The following is a 24,605-nucleotide window of genomic DNA, read 5'->3' on the forward strand; positions in this document are numbered from 1 at the left end:
ATGTCTGAAGAAAAAATATCTATTACAGAGCGAAAAGAACTTAATCATGAGTTACAAACTCGTCGAGAAAAATTGGCGTTATTACGAAAAAAAAGCATTGCCTTCCCAAATGACTTTCGTCAGAAACATTTTTCTGGTGATTTGCATACTGAATATGATCATAAAGAAAACGAAGAACTTATCGCTTTAAATAAGGAAGTGATTCTTGCGGGGCGTATGATGACAAGACGTATCATGGGTAAAGCCTCTTTTTTTACTCTTCAAGATACAAAAGGCCGAATTCAACTTTACGTTTCTCGCGATGATTTACCAGAAGGCATTTATAACGAAGATTTCAAAAAATGGGATTTAGGCGATATTTTAGGGGTGCGAGGTCGATTGTTTAAAACAAAAACAGGAGAGCTTTCTGTTCATTGCACCGAATTGCGTTTACTCACGAAAGCATTGCGCCCACTGCCAGATAAATTTCACGGGCTTCTAGATCAAGAGGCACGATACCGTCAACGTTACTTAGATTTGATCGTCAACGAAAAATCTCGAAAAAACTTTATCTTACGTTCAAAAACAATTTCAATGCTACGCCAGTTTATGATGGGCAAAGGGTTTATGGAAGTGGAAACTCCTATGATGCAATCTATCCCAGGAGGAGCTGCAGCTCGCCCATTTTTAACGCACCATAATGCGCTGAATATCGATATGTACTTGAGAATAGCGCCTGAATTGTATTTAAAACGTTTGGTGGTCGGGGGATTTGATCGCATATTTGAAATCAATCGTAATTTTCGTAATGAAGGTATTTCATTACGCCACAATCCTGAATTTACCATGATGGAGCTTTACATGGCGTATGCGGATCACCAGGATTTGATTGAGTTAACAGAGGAACTTTTTCGTGAGTTAACCCTAAACGTATTAGGAACGCATGTAGTAAAATATGGCGAACATATTTTTGATTTTAGTCAACCTTTTCAAAAATGGACAATGAAAGAAGCCATTCAAAAATATCGACCTGAAATTAATATTAACGATTTAGAAGATAAAAATAAGGCGATACTGATTGCAGAATCTCTAGATGTTCGTGTAGAAAAATTTTGGGAATTAGGGCGAATTCAATGTGAAATTTTTGAAGAAACGGCAGAAAAACATCTTATTCAACCTACTTTTATTACTGAATATCCAGCAGAAGTGTCACCATTAGCGCGTCGAAATGATCATAATTCTTTTATTGCGGATCGATTTGAATTTTTTATTGCAGGTAAAGAAATTGGCAATGGTTTTTCTGAATTGAATGATGCTGAAGATCAAGCTCAACGTTTTACCGAACAATTAAACTCAAAAGAAAAAGGCGATCATGAAGCGATGTCTTATGATCAAGATTATATTATTGCACTAGAACACGGATTACCTCCGACCGCAGGTTTAGGAATAGGTATTGATCGTATGATTATGCTATTGACTAATAGTATAAATATCCGTGATGTTATTCTATTTCCAACAATGCGCCCATTAAAATAAATAGAGTTTTCTAATTAAAAAAATAGACTGTTAATATAGAAGCCTGCTTTTTTTACTTTAACATTAAAATATTTTATTCATACTTTTGAAGTATGAATTTAAAGTTATATGAACTATTGATTTGTTGTTTTTTAATAGTAATATTAAGCTAATTTAAGAAATAGAAATCAAATAACATTTAAATATTATTTGATTATAAAAATCATACATATAAATTATATAAAATAACATATTATCTTAAATAATTTTTTATTTTTAATAAAACAAAAAATAGTCTTAGCTACATGATTTTAATCATAATTATTACTAATAACAATTGATTAATTTTAATTATTAATAATAAAAAAACATAAAATTTAGTATTTATTGTTTTTGATTATATAATAATATAATTTTATTTGATTTTTTTTACTAAGATAAATAATAATGTATATAGAAGTTAAATTTTTTTAAATTTATTTTTTTTATAAGAATAAATTCTACTTTGTTAATTTCATTAGGGAGTTATAACATGTATACCGATAGCGTGTCTGTAGTAACAGAAAGTAAGTTCATCGATATTAACAGTAAAGATATTATTGATTACAAATCAGAAATGTCATTAGATTGTTGTATGAATAAAGTTCATTTTCATAATAAAAAGATAAGTATTAATATAAACGAAAGACAAAAAAGATTAATGATGTGTCTTTTTAATGATATTAATAGAAAAAGAGATATTATTAAAGTAGTATGGTACGAAAATCACAAAGGTATATCAGATAATAATTATCATCAACTGATACATAAATTTAGAGTTTTATTAAAAGAATTTGGTATTCCTATAGAAATTTTAAAAACCATCAATAGATACGGATTAAGGTTAGATTATAGTTTATTGTCTTCTTCTGTAAACAGTGTTCTTAGTCTTAACCGTTTTAATGATTACAATGAAAAAAATCTTTAAAAAAATAAAAGAGTTCTATTTACAAAATAGGACTCTTTTATTTTAAAGAACATTATAATTATGTCATAAAATGTAATTTTTTGTCTTTTTTGTGTAATTTTGTTTTAATTATTTTATTTTATATTGTATTTTTAATGAAATTTAACACTTTAATCAAAATTAAAAACATTATAAAAATAGCTAAAAACTAAAAAAGACAAAAATGAAAAATATATTTATTGGAAATTCTCTTTTTATTCCTAAAACTCGTGTGATTAAGCAAGAAGGAAGAGAAATCAAAATCAGAAATAAAGAATCAGAATTACTTTTTTTACTTTGTAAAAAATATCCTAATCACATTTCAAGAGAAGAAATCGAAAAACAAATTTGGACACAAACTTATGTGACCGATAACACACTCACTCAAACAATCAGTAATTTAAGAAATGGATTAAATGATAAAAAGCACGAAATTATTATTACCATACCAAAAAAAGGGTATTGCTTAAATATCGAACCTAAATTTATAGATGACGAAAAGATAAAAATAGAAAACCTAAATAGTGACTTCAAAAAAAATAGCACATTAAAAAATATTCCCTTTTTTAAAAATGGATCTTCTTCTACATATATATTAAGCAGCTTTTTTTTCTTTCTTTTTTTTTCTATTAATTTTTTTGTTTTTTTTAAATTAGACAGAATAAAAATAATTCACATAAAAGCAGAAAAACTACCGATTACAGTTAATTTAGATGAAGAAAAAGACAAAGAATTTTTGAAGGAATATAAAAAGCCTCCGTTTATTTTTTTGAAAAAAATAGATGATGGAACTTACATAGCATGTGAACCTTATAAAGGAGGCTTAACATGTCTAAAAAAATAATTTATTACTATATTTTAATCATATTTTTTGGGATCTTAACAGGAGGCGTCTGCGGTTTTATCTATGCTTACTACCATCCAATGGATGAAATAAGTGGTTATTGGAAAACCAATTATTTTTTTAGCACGCCTGTAGGGCTTTATCATATTAATACACATGTTCATATTAATGGCCGTACAATAACGTTATCTAGTGATCTGTATGATCAGAAATCAAACCTTAAAATTAACCAAAATTCCGTTTATACTATTATTGATATCAGCGATAGGGTTTTTAGTGAGAAAAGCGAATCCTTTATAACGGATAAAGTTCAAAATGACGAAACTCTTGATAGTTTGTTTAAAGCCCCTTTTTCTATTAGTCGCCCCACATTTTATTTTTTAGATGAAAATACAGTGCTGGTCGATCAGTCACAAGGACTGATGATATTAAGTGCCCGTTTATGGCAACGGAGCCGCTAGCTTTCTTTCGCAATGTTAAGCAGCCCTGATCCTGTCAATTAAATATTTACTAATAAAGGCATTTCATGTCTCTTTTTTTGAATGATTCTTTCCCCCCTATAAAAAACGATCAATTCCTTTTTATATTAAAAAAATTTAAGTCCCCTATCTGGATTTATCATTCTGATACTATTATAGAAAAAATAAAAAAATTATCGCTTTTTGATTCAATTCGTTTTGCTCAAAAGGCGTGTTCAAATATCCATATTTTGAAATTAATGCGTGAACAGAATGTTAAAGTCGATGCGGTTTCATTGGGAGAAATAGAAAAAGCCTTAAAAGCAAATTTTATTCCTGGAGAAGCCTCTTCCGATATTATTTTTACGGCCGATCTCTTGGATAAGATGACTTTAAAAAAGGTGATTCAACTAAATATTCCCGTTAACGCAGGCTCCATTGATATGCTGGAGCAAATAGGTCAATCAGTATCAGGGCATCCAGTATGGATAAGAATTAATCCTGGCTTTGGTCATGGACATCATAAAAAAACCAATACAGGGGGAGAAAACAGCAAGCACGGTATATGGCATGAAGATTTACCTAAAGCTTTAGAAAAAATCGCACAATATCAATTAAAACTCATCGGATTCCATATGCATATTGGTTCTGGTGTTAATTATCAACACCTAAAGAAAGTATGTGATGCTATGGTTGAGCAAGTCATAAAATTGAACCAGGATATTAGTGCCATTTCAGCAGGCGGGGGATTATCTGTTCCTTATAAAAAAGGAGAAAAGGAGGTTGACACAGAACATTATTACAATTTATGGCACCGAGCCCGAAAAAAAATTTCCAAACACTTTGGTCATCCTATCAGTCTTGAAATTGAACCGGGACGTTTTTTAGTTGCAGAATCAGGAGTGCTCATTGCACAAATTCGGGCCATTAAAAATATGGGCAATCAACACTATATTATAGTAGATGCCGGTTTTAATGATTTGATGCGACCTGCAATGTACGGCAGCTACCATCGGATTTCATTGTTACCTGCAGATGGTCGCGATGTTTCAAAAGAAAAAAACATTAAAACCGTGGTTGCGGGGCCATTATGTGAATCAGGAGATGTCTTTACTCAAAATCAAAATGCTTGCCTGGAAACGCGTTACCTTCCCCCCGCTTTTGTGGACGATTACTTAATATTTCATAATACAGGGGCTTATGGCGCTTCAATGTCATCAAATTACAACAGCCGTCCTTTAATACCAGAGGTTTTATTAAAAAATGGAGAAGTACAATTGATTAGACGTCGACAAACCATAGAAGAGCTTATTTCATTAGAATTATTTTAATACGTATCTTTTTTAAGAAAATAATTAACAGAAAAATCTAATATGAAACATAAAATAAAATAAATAAGCCCCACAAATAAAAAGACTTCCATGGAGTGTACCATGGTTCTGTTATTGACCTGTGTCGCCAAAAACGTCAATTCATTAACCCCAACAATATAAGCCAATGAGGTGTCTTTTATGAGTGATATCCATTGATTGACAAACGAAGGAAACATGACGCGCAACACCTGAGGTAATATAATGAATCTTAATATTTGCCAGCTATTCAAACCTAATGATAAACCTGCAGACCACTGACCCTGACCAACAGCAACGATTCCTGACTTAACTGCATGCGCTAAGTATGCCGACGTAATCAAAGCAAGCCCACAAACAACAGTCGTGATTTTGGGAATATCCCATCCAAAAGCAATAGGCAATAAAAAGTAAATCCAAAAAATTAACATAATAACAGGGATAGCGCGAAAAAATCCTAATACAGCGGACAGAATCCCAGAGCATATACCTCTGCTCAGAGCCAATCCGATACCCCATATCACACCCAAAACAGAGGAAGCTATGCCCGCCAGAATGCTGATCCATAGGGTTAGGGCTGCTCCTCCTACTGGCCCATCAGGATAAGCTCCACAGAGCAAGTAACGCCAATTTTCTGAAATAACCGAAAAATCCATTTTAATGCCACTTCCGAGGAACACGTTGATGATGCCAGGTATTCCAGGCTTCAATTAAAGCAATGAGTAAAATATATAAAAATGTAGCAACACCAAATGCCTGAAAGGTGCGCAAAGTTTCTGTTTCAACCTGGCGCGAAGCGTAAGAAAGCTCAGCGACACCAATAGCCATCGTCAATGAAGAATTTTTAATAATATACATGTATTGACCCAGCAAGGGAGGTAAAGCAATTTTCAATGCCTGAGGAAAAATAACATACTTCATGGATTGCCAATGGGTTAAACCCAGCGCTTGAGCCGCGTTTTTTTGACCCAATCCTACCCCAGCAATACCGGCACGAAACTCTTCAGCGATAAATGCAGATGAATAAAGCGTTAAGCCTATCAAACCGGATAAAAACTCAAAAGACGGCCAATGAAAAGTAAAGTAAAAAATCACTAATTCATGAGGGCTATTTAACCATTGCATCCAAGATGAGGGTAAAATTTGACCCGAGCCAAAATACCAAAAAAAAAGCTGAACTAATAATGGAGTATTGCGAAATAACATGCAGTAGCAGGTGACCATAACCCTTTGAGCTTTGAAATCACTTTCTCTGGCGACCGCTAAAAAAATTCCTAATAAAGTTGAAAAAATAACAGTACAAACAGATATATACAGTGTAATAAGAAAACCATCCCACAACCAAATAATATATTTAGTGTCTAAAAATTCATCAATTAAATAACTTAATGGAAAATTCATATAATGATATCCAAAAACATTTTTTAATAACCTAATTGGTAATATCAAAATTTACTTAATATTTTAATAAAAAAATAAGTCCTGCACCAAAACAATGTAGGACATATTAAATTTTTTAAATCAACACGAATCGGCTTTTTAGCGGTTACTCTCTACTAAAGGGGTAAATTTAAAATCACCACGAGGTTGTGCTGTTTTAGTATCAGGACCAAACCAACGATTATAAATTTTCACTGCTTCGCCTTCTTTTTCCATCTTTAATAAAATAGTATTAATCGCATTAATTAAATTTTTCTCTCCTTTAGCAGTTGCAATCCCTTGATATTCTTTGGTAATACTAAAAGGCGAAATTTCAAAATTCGCTTTCATCTCTGCTTTTAAATTGCCCATCAAACCCACTAATTTAGCGTCATCTTGAGTAATCGCCTGAACATTTTCATTCCTTAAAGCCATGAATGCTTGAGGGGTATCATCATAAGAAATAACAATGGCTGATGGATAATTTTCACGCAATGTGATTTCCTGTACGGTGCCTTTATCTGCACCAATCCGCAGTGATTTGAGGTCGTCAGGTTTTTTTAATACCCCTTTTTTTGCAATAAATTTCTGACCTGTTGAAAAATAGGGCAGACTGAAATCCACTTCTTTTGCCCTTTCAGGTGTAATAGTAAAATTAGCCGCGATTAAATCCACCTTTTTAGATTTCAATAATGGAATACGATTAGCAGGATTTGTTTCAACAAATTCGATATTGACCCCAAAAGCTTTACCAATAGCATGAGCAATATCGACATCATATCCTATCAGTTTTTTTGTTTTTGGATCGTAATAACCAAAAGGAGGATTATTATCAAAAACAGCAACACGGATTTTTCCCGCTTTTTTTATATCATTGAGTTTATCGGCTTTTACCATTACAGAAAAAGGAATAAGAAGGGTCAATAACGTTAACATTAAAGCACGGTAATTCATAAAAAACTCCTAAATAATTAAATTTTCAAAAACGTCCATAAATTGATTAAAAATTAATTTTACATCGATATGGCCCTAACAAAACAGATTATCAGTACAAAATTATAAGGATAAATAATTTAAAGAAATATATTTATAACTATTTTAAAAAGAATTTCTTTTATTTTTAAATAAAAATAAAAGAAAGGTTTTTTTTAAAAAAATTTTTTACACATACAATATGTCATATTTTTTTTATACAAAACAAACAAAAAAAATAATTTTTCATATTTTATCCACAGCTAGATCACAATAAAATCGCAGAGTAGACTATTAATCTTTTCTTTTTAATTTAATTGGTTTCTTTCTATGACTTCTATGACTTTTATCACAGGCAGTACATTAGGTAATTCTGAATATGTTGCAGAACATTTGTCGGAAAAATTAACAGAAATGGGATTTGTCACAAAAATTTTTCATGGGCCTCAATTGAGCGAGCTTAATCTCAGTGGTTTATGGTGCGTGATCACTTCCACTCACGGAGCAGGAGATCTCCCCGATAATATTAAACCCCTGTTTAAACAAATTATTGAGGATCAACCAGACTTATCAAAAATCCGTTTTGGATCTATAGGTCTTGGTAGCTCAGATTACGGCGATACTTTTTGTAAGGGGATCAAAAAATTAGATCAACAGTTAATTTTAAAAGGCGCTCAAAGGATCGGAGAAATATTAAAAATAGATGTAATTGAACACGAAAATCCAGAGGATCCTGCGGAAGAATGGATAAAAAACTGGATTAATTTAAATAAAAATTTTTTAATAAGCTGTGGGTAACCATGTTGAAAAGCTGTGAATAACCTGTGTATATCTACGGGATAACTATTGTAAAAAAACACCCTGTGGATAAAAGTCATTTTTATCCACACTTTATACACAAGATAATCACAGGTAATCCACAGGAATTGATCTTCTTAAAAGCAATGATAGATATGGCAAAAAACCACTTATCCACAGAAAACAGTGATCCTAATAATAAAAATAATAAAAGATCTTTAAATAAAAAGATCTTATTAAAATAACAACCGAATAATCTGATTTCACTCTTGATCAAAATTTAAGTAGAATAGATCCAGAAAGATTGGAAAATTTTTTTCGCCCAAGGTAAAGTGACATGTTTTATCCAGATCAATTTGACGTTATTGTGATAGGTGGAGGCCATTCAGGAACTGAAGCCGCTATGGCCTCGGCTCGTATGGGTTGCAAAACGTTATTGCTGACACATAACATCGATACCTTAGGTCAATTATCTTGCAATCCAGCGATTGGAGGGATAGGAAAAGGACAACTTGTCAAAGAAATCGATGCACTTGGTGGACTGATGGGAATGGCTGCCGATAAAGCCAGTATTCAATCCAGGATACTCAACGCCAGTAAAGGCCCTGCCGTAAAATCGACCCGAGTTCAACTCGATCGCACTGTTTATCGTAAAGTTATTCGATCCGCATTAGAAAATCAGACCAATTTATCGATTTTTCAGCAACCTGTTGATGACTTGATCTTAAAAAACGATCTAGTTGTCGGTGCCGTCACTAAAATGGGGTTAAAATTTCATGCTAAATCAATCGTATTAACGGTAGGGACTTTTTTAGACGGAAAAATACACCTGGGTTTAGAAAATTATAGCGCTGGACGTGCTGGAGATACCGCTTCCATCTCGTTAGCCTCACAATTAAGAAAACTTCCTCTACGAATAGGCCGCTTAAAAACTGGCACGCCTCCGAGGATAGACGCCAGAAGCATTAACTTTAAAAACTTAAAAATCCAGCTGGGCGACACTCCCTCACCCTTATTTTCTTTTCTTGGAAGACAACATCCCCCTCTCACACAGAAACCTTGTCATATCACCTATACCAATGAAAAAACGCATGAAATTATTCAAAAAAATTTAGAAAGAAGCCCTATATACACGGGAATCATTGACGGAATAGGCCCAAGATACTGCCCCTCTATTGAAGATAAAATCATACGTTTTTCTGATCGGAGCGCTCATCAAATTTTTTTAGAGCCAGAAGGGCTTACCAGTAACGAAATCTACCCTAACGGTATTTCAACCAGTCTCCCTTTCGATGTACAACTGAAAATAGTTCGTTCGATTCAAGGAATGAAAAATGCTTTTATCGTTCGCCCTGGTTATGCGATTGAATATGATTACTTTGATCCCCGTGATTTAAAACCCACTTTAGAAAGTAAACATATTCAAGGCCTGTTTTTTGCGGGACAGATTAATGGCACAACAGGCTATGAAGAGGCGGCAGCTCAAGGATTATTAGCAGGATTAAATGCAGGGCGCCTTGCTCGAGGGGAAGAGGGATGGTTTCCACTCCGTAATCAAGCTTATATCGGTGTGTTGGTTGATGATTTAACGACTCTAGGAACTCAAGAACCTTATCGTATGTTTACCTCACGTGCTGAGTATCGATTATTGCTTCGAGAGGATAATGCAGATTTACGTCTGACAGAAATAGGTTATCAATTAGGGCTCGTCGATGAAAACAGATGGTGTCGTTTCAATCAAAAAGTAGAATTGATAGAACAGGAAAAACAAAGGCTGCGCAGCATATGGATAAAACCAAATTCAGATAATCAGATAGACCAAATTATTAAATCGCCATTATCTCGTGAAACGAATGCTGAAGATCTTTTGCGCAGGCCAGAGGTCAATTACTCTTTACTGACTTCTTTAAAACCGTTTTTACCTTCACTAGAAAACAACGAAGCAGGTATGCAAGTTGAAATTCAAATAAAATACGAAGGCTACATTATTCGTCAAAAAGAAGAAATTGCAAAGCAATTACGCAACGAAAATACTTTGTTACCTTTAAGTTTTGATTATTCGCTCATTTCTGGCTTATCAAATGAAGTGGTCTCTAAACTAAACGATCACAAACCAATCTCATTAGGACAAGCATCACGTATTTCTGGCATCACGCCTGCCGCGATATCTATTCTGCTAGTTTGGTTAAAAAAACAGGGCTTATTGCGGCGTAGCGCTTAATTTTAAATAAAAAGGGATTATTGTGTTGGACGAATTAAATATTTTGCTTTCAATCGCAAAAATAAACTTATCCGAAGAACAAAAACAAAAAATAATAAGTTATATCGAACTTCTGTGTCAGTGGAATAAAACTTATAATTTCACTTCCGTTCATGATCCAAAAGAGATGTTGATAAAGCATGTTTTAGACAGCATTATTGTTGCTCCATATTTAAAAGGTCGAAAATTTATTGATGTGGGTACAGGGCCAGGTTTACCTGGCCTCCTTCTTGCGATTGTTCTCCCTGATTCTCATTTCACCCTACTAGATAGTATTGGAAAGCGTATCTGCTTTTTGCGCCAAGTTCAGCAATCTCTTAGATTAACTAATATTCAACCCATACAAAGCAGAGTAGAGTCTTTTTTTCCGAGCAAACGTTTTGATGGCGTCATCAGCAGAGCGTTTGCCTCACTAAAAAATATGCTGTCTTGTTGTGAGCATTTGGTTGATAAAACAACAGGGTGTTTTTATGCTTTGAAAGGAGTAAAACCTGACCATGAATTGGCTGATTTGCCCTCTCAAATTACTTTGAAATCTATTTTTAAGCTACAAATACCCAAATTAGAGGCAGAACGTCATTTGATTGTTTTAAAAATAAACGCATTATTCGTTACATAAAATGGTTTCGCCTACTGAGAACACAAAAATTGCGTCAGTATCTCTCTCAAATAAGAGAATGAAAGAAAATTTCTTGTTTATGCAATTGAAGACTTTTGTTATCCTCGGTTCCGTTTTTGCTTTCTATAAATTTTATATTGCATTAATTTAAAAGGGTAAAAGACATCATGTCTGGATTAGGAGAAAGTCGTAGTTCAAAGGATTATATAAGTCACCATCTGGATCACTTGCAGTTAAATTTACTTAATTTTAAATGGGTTGATCCGAACTCAACGGATCCCGTTCCATTCTGGACAATCAACTTTGACTCTTTGTTTTTCTCTTTCACTTTAGGTCTTCTTTTTTTACTGTTATTTCGTAAGGTTGCCGTTAGTGTATCTAGTGGGACACCCGGAAAATTACAAATTATGGTGGAATTAGTGATCGGTTTTATCCATAAAAACGTTCAGGACATGTACCACGGAAAAAGTAAAGTCATAGCGCCTTTAGCGTTAACCGTCTTTGTCTGGATATTATTAATGAACTTTATGGATTTACTCCCTGTTGATTTACTCCCTTACTTAAGCGAACATTTGCTAGGATTGCCCTCATTAAGAGCAGTTCCGACTGCTGATGTGAGCACAACGCTGTCAATGGCTTTGGGTGTATTCATTCTTATTTTGTTTTATAGCATCAAAATAAAAGGGGTATCCGGTTTCATAAAAGAACTGACCTTAAGACCCTTTAATCACCCGGTGTTCATTCCTATTAACTTGCTTTTAGAAATGGTCACCTTGATTTCAAAACCCATTTCATTGAGCTTAAGGCTCTTCGGTAACATGTATGCAGGAGAACTCATTTTTATCTTGATCGCGGGTTTAATGCCCTGGTGGTTTCAGTGGATATTGAGTGTCCCTTGGGCGATCTTCCATATTCTGATCATTACATTACAAGCTTTTATATTTATGGTTTTGACGATTGTTTATCTCTCGATGGCTTCTTCAGAGCACTAATTTTATATTTTTGTAACAACATCAGGATTCAAAAAATACATTTTTTTACTATCGCTTTATCAACAAAAACAAAACTGGAGACTATGATGGAAAATATAAATATGGACCTATTGTACTTAGCTGCGGCCATTATGATGGGGCTGGCGGCTATCGGCGCTGCAATTGGTATCGGCATATTGGGGGGGAAATTTTTAGAAGGGGCGGCACGCCAACCTGAGCTCATTCCTTTATTACGTACTCAATTTTTCATCGTGATGGGCTTAGTAGATGCGATTCCTATGATTGCTGTTGGTTTAGGTCTTTATATTATGTTTGCCGCGGCATAAAAATGATTATATTTTCACTTTTTAATCACATGAAATCATCCACTTTTAAAGAGGTATTGTGTTGTGAATCTTAACGCAACAATCCTCGGACAGGCTATTGCGTTTGTCCTTTTTGTTCTTTTTTGTATGAAATATGTATGGCCTCCCATTATTAATGCCATTGAAAAACGTCAGAAAGAAATAGCTGATGGTCTTGCTTTTGCAGAAAATGCCAAAAAAGATTTGGAGTTGGCGCAGGTTAATTCAACCGAACAAATCAATAAGGCTAAACTGCAGGCCCAAGTGATTATTGAGCAGGCAAATAAACGCAAGTCTCAAATTATTGAAGAAGCGAAAGCCGAGGCAGAACAACAGCGTTCTCAAATTTTGGCACAAACAGAGACAGAAATTGAGGCAAAACATCAGCGATCTTATGAAGAATTGCGTAAAAAAATTGCTGTGTTAGCAGTCATTGGAGCTCAAAAAATTATCGAACAGTCTATAGATGAAAAAGTGAATAGTGACATCATCGATAAATTAGTCGCTGAACTATAAGGAGAAAGCGATTTATGTCTATGGCTACCATCGCTCGTCCCTACGCTAAAGCTATCTTTGACTTTGCTGTTGAACATCATTCAATTGAACATTGGCAGAATATGTTGGCTTTTTCTGCACAGGTCTCGGCTCATAAGCAAGTTACTCAATGGCTTTCTGGCGTGATGCATTCCGAAAAGACAGCACAGATATTTATTAGTCTTTGTTCTGATCACCTCGATGAATTTTCTAAAAATTTCATTAAAATTATGGCTCAAAATGGTCGTTTATCGCTTCTGCCTGAAGTACTGAAGCAATTTATGGCGTTGCGGGCAATGATCAATTCTGTGATTGATATTGAAGTGTTTTCTGCCATCCCCTTGAATGAAGATCAGAAGAAAAAAATTATTTTTGCCTTGGAAAAACGTTTACAGCTTAAGGTGACATTAAATTGCAAAATAGATGAATCTATTTTGGCGGGCGTGATTATCCGTCATGGAGACAGGGTCATAGATGGCAGTGTCAGCAATCGTCTTAAAAGACTTAAAAATTTTTTATTGTCTTGAACATGATAAATATTTTAATGTCATTTAAAGCATATTTTAAAACAGATTCTTAAGGAAACTGGAGCACATGCAACTGAATTCCACCGAAATCAGCGAACTGATAAAAGAACGTATTACTCAGTTTAATATCGTGAGCGAGGCTCACAATGAGGGCACTATTATTTCCGTCAGTGATGGCGTGATTCGTATCCATGGTTTAACTGACGTGATGCAGGGTGAAATGATCGCCTTACCTGGTGATCGCTATGCAATAGCGCTTAACCTTGAGCGAGATTCTGTCGGAGCCGTTGTGATGGGATCTTATATCGATTTAACAGAAGGTATGAAAGTACAATGTACAGGTCGCATATTAAGTGTCCCGGTGGGTCATGGTTTATTAGGCCGAATTGTCAATACATTAGGAAAACCGATTGATGGCAAAGGAACCCTAAACAATCAGGGGTTTTCTCCTGTTGAAACCATTGCGCCTGGTGTCATTGAAAGGCAATCCGTCGATCAACCTCTTCAAACGGGTTATAAATCCGTCGATTCAATGATCCCTATCGGCCGTGGTCAACGCGAACTGATTATCGGCGATAGACAAACAGGAAAAACCGCTTTAGCGATTGATACCATCATTAACCAACGCGATTCAGAAATAAAATGTGTATACGTCGCCATAGGCCAAAAAGCCTCTACCATTGCAAATGTGGTTCGTAAACTTGAAGAGCATGGCGCCTTATCAAACACAATTGTGGTTGTCGCTACTGCTTCTGAATCCGCCGCTTTGCAATATTTAGCGCCTTATTCTGGCTGTGCCATGGGAGAATATTTCAGAGATAGAGGCGAAGATGCCTTAATTGTTTACGATGATCTTTCTAAACAAGCCGTGGCTTATCGACAAATATCTTTACTATTACGTCGTCCACCAGGTCGAGAAGCGTATCCTGGCGATGTTTTCTATTTGCATTCTCGTTTACTTGAAAGGGCGGCACGGGTTAATGCCGAGTACGTTGAAACTTTTACTCAAGGTAAAGTGAAAGGCAAAACAGGCTCTTTGACTGCTTTACCGATTATAGAAACGCAAGCGGGAGATGTTTCTGCCTTTGTTCCTACTAATGTTATTTCGATTACAGATGGCCAAATTTTTCTTGAATCTGGATTATTTAATGCGGGTATTCGTCCTGCGGTCAACCCAGGTATTTCTGTTTCTCGTGTCGGGGGGGCGGCTCAAACCAAAGTTATGAAAAAGCTCTCAGGGGGTATTCGTACTGCTTTGGCTCAATATCGTGAGTTGGCGGCTTTTTCTCAATTTGCATCTGATTTAGATGATTCAACCCGTAAACAACTCAATCATGGTCAAAAAGTCACCGAATTACTCAAACAAAAACAATATGCACCTCTATCGGTTGGGCAACAATCTTTACTCCTATTTGCTGCAGAAAAAGGATATCTAGAAGACGTTGATCTCACATCATTAGCAGGTTTTGAAACAGCATTATTGTCTTTTGCAGAGCGTGAACATGCTGAGCTTTTAAACCAACTCAATCAAACCGGTGATTACAATAATGAGATTGAAAAGAAGATAACAGATCTTCTTGACCACTTTAAATCGAGCCAGGCTTGGTAGCATGAGCGTTAAAAACAAGCTGTGATTGAGGAAAATCAAAATGATCAGTGCAAAAGAGATACGCTCCAAAATAGCCAGTGTCAAAAGCACGCAGAAAATTACCAAAGCGATGGAAATGGTCGCTGCCTCTAAAATGCGTAAATCGCAGGAAAGTATGTCCGCGACTCGTCCTTATGCAGAAATGATACGGAAGGTAATAGGCCATCTTGCTCTCGGTAACCTGGAATATAAACATCCTTACTTGCAAGAACGTAAAGTGAAACGAGTCGGTTATCTGGTCGTTTCTACAGACAGGGGGCTTTGTGGTGGTCTGAACGTGAATCTTTTTAAAAAGATATTGACTGATATGCATGATCAGTCTGAAAAAAATGTGGCATCTGAATTATCTTTGATCGGATCAAAAGGCGTCGCTTTTTTCAATTCTATAGGGGCTAAAATAGTGGCTCAAGTGACCGGCATCTCTGATAAGCCTTCATTACCCGATATCATTGGCCCTGTACAAGCGATGTTAAAGGCCTACGATGAAGGTCGTTTGGATAAATTATACATCGCGAACAATAGATTCTTTAATACCATGTCTCAACAACCCCAAATCACGCAACTTTTGCCGCTTCTTCCCATGGATGAAGGCCAGATAGGTGTCACAAAAAAATCTTGGGATTACTTGTATGAGCCTGAGCCTAAAGTCTTGCTCGACACACTTTTACGGCGCTACATAGAATCTCAGGTGTATCAGGGTGTGGTTGAAAATATTGCCAGTGAGCAAGCTGCAAGAATGGTTGCCATGAAAGCGGCTACCGATAATGGGGGCAACCTCATCGATGAATTGCAGCTGATTTACAACAAGGCTCGTCAAGCGAGCATTACTCAAGAATTGACCGAGATTGTAGGCGGCGCTTCAGCGCTTTAGAACAGATTATTAAGTAGAGGATTTGAAATGTTGACTGGAAAAATTATCCAGATAATTGGTGCTGTAGTGGATGTAGAATTTCCTCAAGAGGCTGTACCTAAGGTATACAACGCCCTTGAAGTTAAAAATGATGCCATCAAATTGGTAATGGAAGTACAGCAACAATTAGGGGGAGGAGTGGTTCGGTGCATTGCAATGGGATCTTCTGATGGTCTTCAGCGCGGGCTTACTGTCACTGATTTAGGTCATCCTATTAAAGTTCCTGTCGGTAAAGAAACCCTGGGGCGGATCATGAATGTATTAGGTGACCCGATTGATATGAAGGGGCCCATAGGTGAGCAAGAAAGATGGTCTATTCACCGTCAACCTCCTTCTTACGAGGAGCTTGCCAATTCACAAGAACTACTAGAAACCGGCATCAAGGTGATGGATTTGATTTGTCCTTTTGCGAAAGGCGGAAAAGTGGGGCTATTTGGGGGTGCCGGCGTTGGGAAAACCGTCAACATGATGGAACTCATCCGTAACATTGCGATAGAACATTCGGGATATTCTGTTTTTGCCGGGGTGGGTGAACGTACTCGTGAAGGAAACGATTTTTATCATGAAATGACAGAATCTGGCGTTTTGGACAAAGTGTCTCTTGTCTATGGCCAGATGAATGAGCCGCCAGGAAATCGTCTCCGTGTGGCGCTCACCGGCTTGACTATGGCTGAAAAATTTCGGGATGAAGGCCGAGACGTTTTATTATTTATCGATAATATCTATCGTTATACCTTGGCGGGTACTGAAGTATCGGCGCTTTTGGGGCGCATGCCTTCTGCGGTGGGTTATCAGCCGACTCTAGCGGAGGAAATGGGTGTCTTGCAAGAACGCATTACTTCCACCAAAAAAGGTTCGATTACTTCTGTTCAAGCCGTCTATGTTCCTGCAGATGATTTAACCGATCCTTCACCTGCCACGACATTTGCTCATTTAGATGCAACTGTGGTTTTAAGTCGTCAAATTGCATCTCTGGGGATTTACCCTGCCGTGGATCCATTAGATTCAACGAGCCGACAGCTTGATCCCTTAGTTGTGGGTCAAGAGCATTACGATGTTGCTCGAGGTGTACAATCGATTCTTCAACGTTATCAAGAACTCAAAGATATCATCGCGATTTTGGGGATGGATGAATTATCAGAAGAGGATAAACTGGCGGTTTCTCGGGCGCGTAAAATTCAGCGTTTTCTCTCTCAACCTTTCTTTGTCGCGGAAGTCTTTACGGGGGCGCCAGGGAAATTTGTCTCTCTCAAAGACACCATTTCTGGCTTTAAAGGGATAATGAACGGTGACTATGATCATTTACCGGAGCAGGCGTTCTATATGGTTGGCACCATTGAAGAAGCCTTGGAAAAAGCGAAAAAATTATAACGCACCGGATTGGAGATAAATATGATGACACCCACTTACCTTTTAAATGTTGTCAGCGTCGAGAAAAACATGTTTTCTGGTGTTGTACAAAAAATCCGGGTCACAGGCAGCGAGGGGGAATTGGGTATTTTCTCTGGACACGCCCCTTTATTGACTGCCTTGAAGCCAGGGATGGTGTGTATGATAAATGAGCAAGGCGAAGAAGAATTCATTTATTTATCAGGAGGGATCCTTGAAGTTCAGCCAAAGCTAGTCACTATCTTGGCGGACACCGCCATTCGAGGGGAAGATTTAGATGAAGAGAGGGTGTTAAAATCAAAATGCGATGCAGAGGCGAATCTCAACAAACCGCATGCTGATATTGATTACACTAAAGCCTCAATTGAATTATCCAAAGCACTTGCAAAGTTGAAAATTATAGAACTGATAAAGTTAATATATGGCACTGTTAATAAAGTCCATTAATTTATGCAGTTTGTTTCGGGCTGGAGACGGGGCTCTGGGAGTTTAAAAAAATAGGCAGTTCTCCTTACTCTATTCTTATTTACATTTCCAATAGATTTATGGCGCGATGGCTATGCCTTCTTTCGATTCTGTTCTTGTTATCTGTTTTATATTTGCGTAAAATGCCCGGCTTATTATTAATGTATGGGGCTTTTTTATTTTTTCGCTCAGAAATCGGGGCTTTAATATGTACGCAGTTTTTCAAAGTGGTGGTAAACAACATCGTGTAACTGAAGGCGAGACTGTTCGTTTGGAGAAGCTGAGCAATGTAACCGGTGAAAAAATTAATTTTAATCAAGTCTTGATGATCTCAGATGGTGAAACGATCAAAGTCGGCGCTCCTTTGATTAATGGAGGCCTGGTTCAGGCGGAAGTGATGGCACACGGTCGTGCTGATAAAATTAAAATCATTAAATTTCGTCGTCGTAAGCATTATCGCAAACAGCAGGGCCATCGCCAGTGGTTTACAGATGTGAAAATTATTGGAATTATAAGTTAATACTTCAAGAGGAGTGATGTATGGCACATAAAAAAGCGGGTGGGTCAACTCGTAACGGTCGCGACTCTGAAGGTAAACGTCTGGGCGTCAAGCGTTTTGGAGGAGAAAAAGTTCTGGCAGGTACTATTATTGTTCGTCAGCGCGGCACTAAATTTCACCCTGGGGTTAATGTAGGTTGTGGAAAAGATCATACATTGTTTGCTTTATCTCATGGCAAAGTGAAATTTGAAGTTAAAGGTACTAAGAACCGCAGTTTTGTCAGTATTGAAACGGAATAAAATTTTGAACCCTGATCCAGTAATGCTATAAAAAAGCCTCAAAATTTTTGAGGCTTTTTTATTAATGTGTTATCCGATCATATTTGTTTTTTCAAAAAGGTAGGTCAATGTGATCCCAGACGTATCACAAGCGCTTTCTTGGTTGGAAGCACATCCAAAGGTATTAAAAGGCATCCGACGAGGTATTGAAAGAGAAACACTAAGAGTGACACCCAATGGTCACTTGGCAATGACAATTCATCCTAAAGTGTTAGGGGCTCCTCTCACTCATCCATGGATTACTACTGATTTTTCTGAAGCCCTATTGGAATTTATTACTCCTGCTGATCAGGATATCCAAAAATCGTTGATGTTTTTACGCGATCTTCATCGTTACACCGCGCGTCAGTTAAGGAATGAACGTTTCTGGCCTTTAAGCATGCCATGTTTTATTGAAACTGAAGAAGATATTCCGTTGGCTCAATACGGTTCTTCTAACCTGGGGCGTTTTAAAACGCTTTATCGCGAAGGCTTAAAAAATCGCTATGGGGCATTGATGCAAACCATTTGTGGTGTTCACTATAATTTTTCTCTGCCATTGGCATTTTGGCAAACAAAAGAAGGCATAGAAGACGAAAAAAAAGGGAAAAATGTCATTTCCGACGGCTATCTTCGCTTAGTGCGTAACTATTACCGTTTTGGCTGGGTGATTCCTTATTTATTTGGTGGATCCCCTACAGTGTGCTCTTCATTTTTAAGAGAAAAAAAATCCTCTCTGGCGTTTGAAACATTTGGGAAAAATACGTTATATCTGCCGTATGCCACCTCTTTACGTTTAAGTGGTTTAGGCTATACCAGTGCCGCTCAAAGCAATTTAAAAATGAATTTTAATGATTTGAATATTTATGTGAATGATTTAAAAAAAGCCACTCGAATTCCTTCCAAAGAATATGCAAAAATCGGTTTAAAAAATAAAAATCGTTATTTGCAGTTAAATACCAATGTATTGCAAATAGAAAATGAATTATATGCTCCCATTCGACCTAAGAGGAGTACTGAAATAGGTGAGCTTCCTTCCGATGCTTTATTGAAAGGAGGGATTGAATATCTTGAAATCCGTTCTTTAGACATCAACCCATTTTCACCTATAGGGATAAATGAAACGCAAATTCGTTTTTTGGATCTTTTTTTAATTTGGTGTGTATTGGCGCCCTCCAATGAGATGAGCGACGAGGAATTACTTTATACTCAGAAAAATTGGGAAAAAGTGATATTGGAAGGGCGTAAACCCGATCAAGTGCTGAATATCGGTACCGAAAGAAACCCTCAGTCTATCAAAAGAATAGGAAAAACCTTGTTTCAAGGTTTAACACGAATAGCAGAAATCATCGATGAAAAAGATAAAAAATATCAAAAAGCGTGCGATGAACTGCTGATGTATTTTGAAGATCCTGATTTGACTTTTTCTGCTCGTTTTCTTAAAGAAATAAAAGCAAACCAAGGCGAGAGCATTGGGCTTAAGCGTGCCGAAAAATATTTTGAACAGCTTAAAAAAGAGCCCCTTGAGCTACTTACAGAAGCTCAATTATGTGATGAGTCTCGTTCATCATGTCAACGCCAAGCTGAACTAGAGCGGGGGGATACTATCAGTTTTGAGGAATATCTGCGACTTCACTCCGGTCGTTATCGTTAATTCAGGAAGAGGGCTCATATTCCTCAGGTAGACAATTTATTTTTCACAATCATTTCTGAGTATCTTCTTTATACCATGGCTGATTATCTTTAGCATCAGCAAAAAATTCTTCTTCAGGTTCTTTATGATAACTGCTAGCCGCAAGATCAATATATCCCATTCTTTTTTCGATTTCTTTTTGTCTTTTACTGTCAGCTTCGTTTAGACCAACAGTAACATTAATAGATTCTATCTCTTCTTTTAATCTGGTTATCTGATTTTTTATATTTTCAAAATCAGCACCTGATATTTTCGGATTATCATATCTTTTTTCTAATATTGTTACCCCAATTTTCCTATCTGCTATCATAAGCTAGAGTAATAAAAAGTTTCGATAAGCTTTTATTTTTAAGACAAGGCTTTGATTCTGACTTGTCTGATCCTGTTTTCCTGTACCTCCATCACGGCAATTTGGTAAGAACCAATACATAACTCAGTATTCACAGGCGGGATTTCACCTAACTCTTCTAACAACAGGCCGTTGATTGTGCGTGATCCGATCGGTAATGACCAATTAAATGCTTTATTTAAATCACGGACACTGGCACTGCCATCAATTAATACAGAACCATCACTTTGAAGATTCACCTCTTCCGCTAAATTGGGAGACATCGAGGTCGTAAAATCTCCCACAATTTCTTCAAGAATATCTTCTACTGTGACCAGCCCTTGAATATCACCATATTCATCAACAATAATGCCCACTTTTTCTTTATTACGTTGAAATTTAATCAGTTGTATATTTAAAGGGGTTCCTTCAGGAATAAAGTAAATTTCGTCGGCCGCACGTAATAAATTTTCTTTATTAAATTCTTTTTTTTCTGTCATCAGCCGGTAAGCTTCTCTGACTCTCAGCATACCAATTGCATCATCCAAAGATTGACGATAAAGCAGAATGCGGCCATGTGGTGAATGCGTGAGCTGACGCATAATGGATTTCCAGTCGCTATTCACATCAATACCCACTATTTCACTTCGGGGAACCATAATGTCGTTGACGGACACTTTTTCTAAATCAAGCACCGAAATCAACATGTTTTGATGACGCCGTGAAATCTGTGAATGGGATTCATTAACAATACTACGAAGTTCTTCTTTACTGAGCTGATCAATATGATGAATAGATTCCTTGATTCCAAATAATCGCATGAGTAAATGCGTGGTGCCGCTTAAAAAGCATAGCATCGGCATCATGATTTTTTGCAATGGAATTAGCAGGAAGCTGCTTAAAAAGGCCGTTTTTTCGGGATATAAAGCCGCAATCGTTTTTGGCATCACCTCAGAAAAAACCAATATCAAAAAGGTTAACAACCCAGTGGCTATGGCAACGCCTATATCACCATACAAACGCATTCCAAGAATGGTTGCCAAAGAGGAGGCAAGAATGTTTACCAGATTATTGCCGACCAGTACTAGGCTGATCAGGCGAGCAGGACGTTGCAATAATTTTTCTACTCGAAGTGCTCCGCGATTTCCTTGCTTGGCAAGATGGCGTAAACGATAACGGTTCAGGGTCATCATGCCTGTTTCAGAGGCAGAAAAATAAGCAGAAATGATGATCATAACGATTAAAATAAAAATAATGGTGCCAGTTGAGACTTGCTCCAACAGAGGTTCCTTCTGTATATAGGTTAATAGTAGAAATCAATGTTTTTTAAAAACTTGAAGTTAAACGATGACCAGAATAAGCCAATGTGAGCAAAAATGCTCCAATAAAACTTAACCACAATGCAGGTCGCCCTCGTAAACCTGAACGATAATGACCCCAAAGCAACAGGATATAAACACACCAAGCCATTATTGAAAAGATACCTTTCTCTATATTCACTCTGTCAAACAAATTATCTTTGTAAAAAAGACCGCTGAGCAAAGTGAGTGTCAGTAAAAGTGTGCCAATTTGAGTAATATGAAATACATGACGCTCAATGTTCATTAATGGAGGCATATCAGAAATAAAATTGATTTTTTTGTGCTTTAATAAATAATCTAGAAAAACCAGTTGTAGCGCATATAACATCGCAATAATCAGAGTAGAGTATGCAAAAAAAGCGAGCCCAAGGTGAAAAAATAATGTCGTATTAAGCGATAAATGAATGATAAATTCACTAGGCATAAAATTTGAAAAAATAATATTCACCATGTCAAAACTATACACAATCGGTAAAAAAAACCAACCGCGACTAAGGAAAGCAGTGAGCGTCATCATGAAACAAACAAGGATACTAATGATAGAACAAATGTTCATTAAACTCAGGTTTTGCCCACTATGAACATTGAAAATTTGATATTTGAGTGCCACTGCATGACACAATAAAGCGCTGATGGCAAACACCAAAGCCCATCTTCGATAGTTGCTGTTGCGCCCTAGTAAGCTTGGCACAATCAAACTCAGGCTAAATGAATAGGCTGTCAGGGCGATAATCGAAAAAATAGACATGGCGAATCCAATCAACACCGGCTAAATTAATGAAAAGAGTTGTGAAGTATAGCTTTACCTGAGTTGCCCTCCAACTTTTATGTCAAGTTAAATCAAAGATGATTTATGCTATTATCTCCCTTTTTTTATTTTCAATACGATTCCCACAGGGCGAATTGATTTATTTGAGCAGAAACCCATGTTTAATAATTTAACTGAAAGATTATCACGCACGCTACGTAATATCAGTGGTCGTGGCCGACTAACAGAAGAAAATATTAAAACCAGTCTGCGCGAAGTACGTGTTGCTTTGTTAGACGCAGATGTCGCTTTATCCGTGGTACGCGATTTTATTCAACGGGTGAAAAAAAAAGCAATGGGCCACGAAATTAATAAAAGTTTAACACCTGGCCAGGAATTTATAAAAATTGTGAAAAATGAGATGACCTCCGCAATGGGCGAGTTCAATACCGAACTTAATTTAGCGACGCAACCGCCTGCGGTGATATTAATGGCTGGTTTGCAAGGGGCGGGTAAAACAACCAGTGTCGTCAAATTGGGCAAATTTATCACTGAAAAACAAAAGAAAAAAGTTTTGCTGGTCTCGGTGGACGTTTATCGGCCTGCGGCCATCAAGCAATTAGAAACCCTTGCACAATCGGTGAGTATTGAATTTTTTCCTTCTCACTTTGAAGAAAATCCCGTTGATATTGTCACTCAAGCTTTAAAACACGCCAAACTTAAATTTTATGATGTCTTAATTGTGGATACAGCGGGTCGTTTGCATGTTGACGAAAATATGATGAATGAAATCAAACAGCTGCATTTGTCTCTTGATCCTGTTGAAACGCTTTTTGTGGTAGATGCAATGACAGGTCAGGACGCCGCAAATACCGCTAAAGCCTTTAACGAAGTACTTCCACTGACAGGTGTCATCTTAACTAAAGTGGATGGAGATGCTCGAGGTGGTGCCGCATTATCTATTCGACATATCACGGGGAAACCCATTAAATTTCTTGGGGTCGGCGAAAAAACAGAGGCACTAGAACCTTTTTATCCTGAACGAATTGCTTCCCGAATTTTGGGAATGGGGGATATCTTATCTCTTATTGAAGATATTGAAACTAAAGTGGATAAAGTTCAGTCTCAAAAGCTGGCGGAAAAACTGAAAAAAGGTGCCCAATTTGATTTAAACGATTTTTTAGAGCAACTGAAACAAATGCATAACATGGGAGGGATGAGCAGTATGTTGAGCAAATTGCCTCAAATGGGTCAATTACCCGATCAAGTCAAATCCATGATGGACGATAATTTAACCACTCGCATGGAAGTCATCATTTGTTCTATGACCAAAAAAGAACGCATTAAACCCGATATCATCAAAGGTTCTCGAAAGCGGCGTATTGCAGCGGGCTCGGGTACAAAAATCCAGGATGTAAACCGTTTGCTGAAACAATTTTATGAAATGCAAGGCATGATGAAAAAAATGAAAAATGGAGGATTATCTAAAATGATGAGAGGAATGAAAGGGATGATGCCATTCAACCTTTTTGGGGGGTAAATTTAAGAATACAAGATTGAAATCATTTCAGAGAGTCACGAACATTGCTTTTTGTTATTAAATCAGTCAGAATTCTCGACTTTTTACTAGGAGTTTAGGTCGATTAAGCTTC

Annotated in this window: 26 protein-coding genes; 20 read left to right on the forward strand and 6 right to left on the reverse strand. The window is 36.7% G+C overall.

Annotated features, from left to right (window positions below):
- The 5 genes from lysS (at position 1) to lysA (ending at position 5,112) form a co-directional block, all read left to right on the forward strand.
- Positions 1-1,515 carry a lysine--tRNA ligase gene (gene lysS / locus AACL23_RS04230; RefSeq protein ID WP_100095919.1) on the forward strand — a complete coding sequence of 505 codons (1,515 nt, stop codon included), beginning with the start codon at positions 1-3 and terminating at the stop codon, positions 1,513-1,515.
- A gap of 511 nt (positions 1,516-2,026) precedes the next feature.
- Positions 2,027-2,461 carry a winged helix-turn-helix domain-containing protein gene (locus AACL23_RS04235; RefSeq protein ID WP_095034748.1) on the forward strand — a complete coding sequence of 145 codons (435 nt, stop codon included), beginning with the start codon at positions 2,027-2,029 and terminating at the stop codon, positions 2,459-2,461.
- 202 nt (positions 2,462-2,663) lie between these two features.
- Complete coding sequence (locus tag AACL23_RS04240; protein ID WP_095033729.1) at positions 2,664-3,323, forward strand: winged helix-turn-helix domain-containing protein; 660 nt, start codon at positions 2,664-2,666, stop codon at positions 3,321-3,323.
- On the forward strand, positions 3,308-3,784 hold the full coding sequence (locus tag AACL23_RS04245) for a hypothetical protein (protein ID WP_012737750.1): 477 nt from the start codon (positions 3,308-3,310) through the stop codon (positions 3,782-3,784). Before AACL23_RS04240 ends, AACL23_RS04245 begins: the two co-directional genes overlap by 16 nt.
- Before the next feature lie 65 nt (positions 3,785-3,849).
- Positions 3,850-5,112, forward strand: coding sequence for a diaminopimelate decarboxylase (gene lysA, locus AACL23_RS04250; RefSeq protein ID WP_339050325.1), 1,263 nt, complete (start codon positions 3,850-3,852; stop codon positions 5,110-5,112).
- Here lysA and AACL23_RS04255 read toward each other — a convergent pair.
- The 3 genes from AACL23_RS04255 to AACL23_RS04265 all read right to left on the reverse strand — a co-directional run bounded on the left by AACL23_RS04255 (position 5,109) and on the right by AACL23_RS04265 (position 7,503).
- Positions 5,109-5,786 carry an amino acid ABC transporter permease gene (locus tag AACL23_RS04255; protein ID WP_100102828.1) on the reverse strand — a complete coding sequence of 226 codons (678 nt, stop codon included), beginning with the start codon at positions 5,784-5,786 and terminating at the stop codon, positions 5,109-5,111. The genes lysA and AACL23_RS04255 overlap by 4 nt on opposite strands.
- Position 5,787: 1 nt before the next feature.
- On the reverse strand, positions 5,788-6,531 hold the full coding sequence (locus AACL23_RS04260; protein WP_100095918.1) for an amino acid ABC transporter permease: 744 nt from the start codon (positions 6,529-6,531) through the stop codon (positions 5,788-5,790).
- Positions 6,532-6,669: 138 nt separating this feature from the next.
- The gene (locus AACL23_RS04265) at positions 6,670-7,503 is read right to left on the reverse strand and encodes an ABC transporter substrate-binding protein (protein WP_100095917.1); all 834 of its coding nucleotides are present in this window, start codon (positions 7,501-7,503) and stop codon (positions 6,670-6,672) included.
- 348 nt (positions 7,504-7,851) lie between these two features.
- On the opposite strand from AACL23_RS04265, the gene mioC reads away from it, so the two are divergent.
- From mioC to gshA, 14 genes are all read left to right on the forward strand, one after another.
- Positions 7,852-8,319, forward strand: coding sequence for an FMN-binding protein MioC (gene mioC, locus AACL23_RS04270; protein WP_012737746.1), 468 nt, complete (start codon positions 7,852-7,854; stop codon positions 8,317-8,319).
- Positions 8,320-8,656: 337 nt separating this feature from the next.
- On the forward strand, positions 8,657-10,540 hold the full coding sequence (gene mnmG, locus AACL23_RS04275) for a tRNA uridine-5-carboxymethylaminomethyl(34) synthesis enzyme MnmG (protein ID WP_339050329.1): 1,884 nt from the start codon (positions 8,657-8,659) through the stop codon (positions 10,538-10,540).
- Positions 10,541-10,562: 22 nt separating this feature from the next.
- Positions 10,563-11,198: a 16S rRNA (guanine(527)-N(7))-methyltransferase RsmG gene (gene rsmG / locus AACL23_RS04280; protein WP_015874598.1), complete on the forward strand. Its 636-nt coding sequence runs from the start codon at positions 10,563-10,565 to the stop codon at positions 11,196-11,198.
- Between the two features lie 167 nt (positions 11,199-11,365).
- Positions 11,366-12,190 (forward strand): F0F1 ATP synthase subunit A, encoded by an 825-nt coding sequence (atpB, locus tag AACL23_RS04285; RefSeq protein ID WP_339050333.1) that lies wholly within the window; start codon positions 11,366-11,368, stop codon positions 12,188-12,190.
- Between the two features lie 86 nt (positions 12,191-12,276).
- Complete coding sequence (atpE, locus tag AACL23_RS04290) at positions 12,277-12,516, forward strand: F0F1 ATP synthase subunit C (protein WP_015874596.1); 240 nt, start codon at positions 12,277-12,279, stop codon at positions 12,514-12,516.
- A gap of 63 nt (positions 12,517-12,579) precedes the next feature.
- Positions 12,580-13,050 (forward strand): F0F1 ATP synthase subunit B, encoded by a 471-nt coding sequence (atpF, locus tag AACL23_RS04295; protein WP_015874595.1) that lies wholly within the window; start codon positions 12,580-12,582, stop codon positions 13,048-13,050.
- A 14-nt stretch (positions 13,051-13,064) separates the two neighbouring features.
- Entirely contained in the window at positions 13,065-13,595 is a 531-nt protein-coding gene (atpH, locus tag AACL23_RS04300; RefSeq protein WP_015874594.1) for a F0F1 ATP synthase subunit delta, read from the forward strand.
- Positions 13,596-13,662: 67 nt separating this feature from the next.
- Positions 13,663-15,204 carry a F0F1 ATP synthase subunit alpha gene (gene atpA, locus AACL23_RS04305; RefSeq protein ID WP_015874593.1) on the forward strand — a complete coding sequence of 514 codons (1,542 nt, stop codon included), beginning with the start codon at positions 13,663-13,665 and terminating at the stop codon, positions 15,202-15,204.
- Between the two features lie 40 nt (positions 15,205-15,244).
- Complete coding sequence (gene atpG, locus AACL23_RS04310) at positions 15,245-16,114, forward strand: F0F1 ATP synthase subunit gamma (protein ID WP_171967870.1); 870 nt, start codon at positions 15,245-15,247, stop codon at positions 16,112-16,114.
- Positions 16,115-16,141: 27 nt separating this feature from the next.
- On the forward strand, positions 16,142-17,524 hold the full coding sequence (atpD, locus tag AACL23_RS04315) for a F0F1 ATP synthase subunit beta (protein WP_095034743.1): 1,383 nt from the start codon (positions 16,142-16,144) through the stop codon (positions 17,522-17,524).
- A gap of 24 nt (positions 17,525-17,548) precedes the next feature.
- Positions 17,549-17,989, forward strand: coding sequence for a F0F1 ATP synthase subunit epsilon (locus AACL23_RS04320; protein ID WP_174888270.1), 441 nt, complete (start codon positions 17,549-17,551; stop codon positions 17,987-17,989).
- A gap of 226 nt (positions 17,990-18,215) precedes the next feature.
- Entirely contained in the window at positions 18,216-18,527 is a 312-nt protein-coding gene (gene rplU / locus AACL23_RS04325) for a 50S ribosomal protein L21 (RefSeq protein ID WP_015874589.1), read from the forward strand.
- A gap of 20 nt (positions 18,528-18,547) precedes the next feature.
- On the forward strand, positions 18,548-18,805 hold the full coding sequence (gene rpmA / locus AACL23_RS04330) for a 50S ribosomal protein L27 (RefSeq protein ID WP_015874588.1): 258 nt from the start codon (positions 18,548-18,550) through the stop codon (positions 18,803-18,805).
- A 109-nt stretch (positions 18,806-18,914) separates the two neighbouring features.
- On the forward strand, positions 18,915-20,477 hold the full coding sequence (gshA, locus tag AACL23_RS04335) for a glutamate--cysteine ligase (protein ID WP_171967869.1): 1,563 nt from the start codon (positions 18,915-18,917) through the stop codon (positions 20,475-20,477).
- A 49-nt stretch (positions 20,478-20,526) separates the two neighbouring features.
- On the opposite strand, the gene AACL23_RS04340 is transcribed toward gshA, so the two are convergent.
- The 3 genes from AACL23_RS04340 to AACL23_RS04350 are packed head-to-tail and all read right to left on the reverse strand — an operon-like array spanning position 20,527 to position 22,953.
- The gene (locus AACL23_RS04340; RefSeq protein ID WP_100103674.1) at positions 20,527-20,826 is read right to left on the reverse strand and encodes a hypothetical protein; all 300 of its coding nucleotides are present in this window, start codon (positions 20,824-20,826) and stop codon (positions 20,527-20,529) included.
- Positions 20,827-20,864: 38 nt separating this feature from the next.
- Positions 20,865-22,124 carry an HlyC/CorC family transporter gene (locus AACL23_RS04345; RefSeq protein ID WP_044612416.1) on the reverse strand — a complete coding sequence of 420 codons (1,260 nt, stop codon included), beginning with the start codon at positions 22,122-22,124 and terminating at the stop codon, positions 20,865-20,867.
- A gap of 46 nt (positions 22,125-22,170) precedes the next feature.
- A complete protein-coding gene (locus AACL23_RS04350) occupies positions 22,171-22,953 on the reverse strand; it encodes a cytochrome C assembly family protein (protein WP_339050343.1) in 783 nt (260 codons plus the stop codon).
- A gap of 178 nt (positions 22,954-23,131) precedes the next feature.
- Here AACL23_RS04350 and ffh point away from each other — a divergent pair, with 178 nt between their 5' ends.
- On the forward strand, positions 23,132-24,493 hold the full coding sequence (gene ffh / locus AACL23_RS04355) for a signal recognition particle protein (RefSeq protein WP_015874583.1): 1,362 nt from the start codon (positions 23,132-23,134) through the stop codon (positions 24,491-24,493).
- Positions 24,494-24,605: the final 112 nt, after the last annotated feature.

The sequence above is a fragment of the Candidatus Williamhamiltonella endosymbiont of Tuberolachnus salignus genome (assembly GCF_964019775.1).
GTDB lineage: Bacteria > Pseudomonadota > Gammaproteobacteria > Enterobacterales > Enterobacteriaceae > Hamiltonella > Hamiltonella defendens.